At 67.4% G+C, this 1298-nt stretch carries 1 protein-coding gene; it reads right to left on the bottom strand.

The features are described from left to right. Positions 1-1056 (bottom strand): IS110 family transposase (locus tag HHX30_RS40230; protein WP_396707011.1); only part of this gene is annotated, 1056 nt, incomplete at its 3' end. Between the last annotated feature and the right edge of the window lie 242 nt (positions 1057-1298).

The raw sequence follows: 1298 nt of genomic DNA, 5'->3' as shown, positions 1-1298 counted from the left end.
ACGTTCATGATCGTTTTTGATGATCACCTGGTAGATCTCGCGGGCGATGTAGCGTTTGAGGCAGCGGATGATCTCTTTCTTCGACAGGCCGTCTTGGATGCGTCGTTCCATGTAAGCGCGGGTGCGGGGATCCCAGCGCAGGCGAACCAAGGCGATGCGGTACAGGGCGCAGTTGGCTTGACGGTCGCCGCCGCGGTTGAGGCGGTGCCGGTTGGTCTTGCCGCTGGAGGCAGGGATGGGGGCGACGCCGCAGAGCATGGCGAAGGCGGCCTCACTGGTGAGCCGGTCGTGGTTTTCCCCCGCGGTGACCAGGAGTTGGCCGGCGGTGTCGGGACCGACGCCGTGGACGGCGATGAGGTCGGGATTGATACTGGTGACCAGGGGTTCCAGGAGCTCGTCTAGCTCGCCAATCTCGGTGGTGAGCTGCTGGTGTCGGCGGGCGAGGGAGCATAGGGCAATCTTTGCGGCGGTGACCGGCTGGGCGGCGTCGGCGCGGTCCGGGCGCAGGGCCGCGCAGGTCGTGATGAGCTTGGCCACAGGCAGGCCGCGCAGACGTTCGCGCAGCTCGTTCGGCGCGGTGACGATCAGCGCCTTGATCTGGCGCTGGACATCCGCTCGCTGGTCGACCGCGCTACGGCGGGCCACGCGCAGATTCCGCACGGCCTCGATCCGCCCGTCGCGCTGTTTGGGCAGGCCGGTCCGCTCGCCCGCCAGGGCCGTCTTGGCCGCTTGAATGGCGTCGATCGGGTCGGACTTGCCCTGGAACCGGCGGGTCTTGCGATCAGGCCGGTCCACTTCGACCACCTGCACCTGCCGCTCACGCAGCAGCCTGGCGAGCCCGGCCCCGTAGGCCCCGGTCCCCTCCACCCCGACCTTTCCCAGGCGCCCGAACGAGCACATCCAGGCCAGCAGGGCCTCATACCCCACGGAGGTAGCCGGGAACTGCTCGGTGCCCAGCACCCGGCCGACAACGTCGATCACAGCGGCGGTGTGGGTGTCTTGGTGGGTGTCGACGCCACCGGCAACGTCAAAGTCCGGCTCGCGGTGGGATGTAATGGAGGGCATCGTCGTCCTGTGCTCTTGACCGTGGGCAGGGCGGCACGCACCAGTCGGGCAACGCGGACAAGACAGAGAAGGGGCCTCTGGCCAGGCTCCTATGAGGTCACAACGCCACGTCCGGTGAGTGCGACGAGCACCTCCCGGCCGAAGCCGACAGATCCCGTTGAGGACCCTAAGTCAGTCAGTCGATGGGTCAGACCCCGGCGGGAGGTGCTCACCTACATCATCTCTGTCAGTCG

It is taken from the genome of Microbispora sp. H10836 (assembly GCF_012999525.1).
Lineage (GTDB): Bacteria > Actinomycetota > Actinomycetes > Streptosporangiales > Streptosporangiaceae > Microbispora.
Note: the sequence above shows the minus strand (reverse complement) of the source record. Positions and strands in the feature narration are given on the sequence as shown.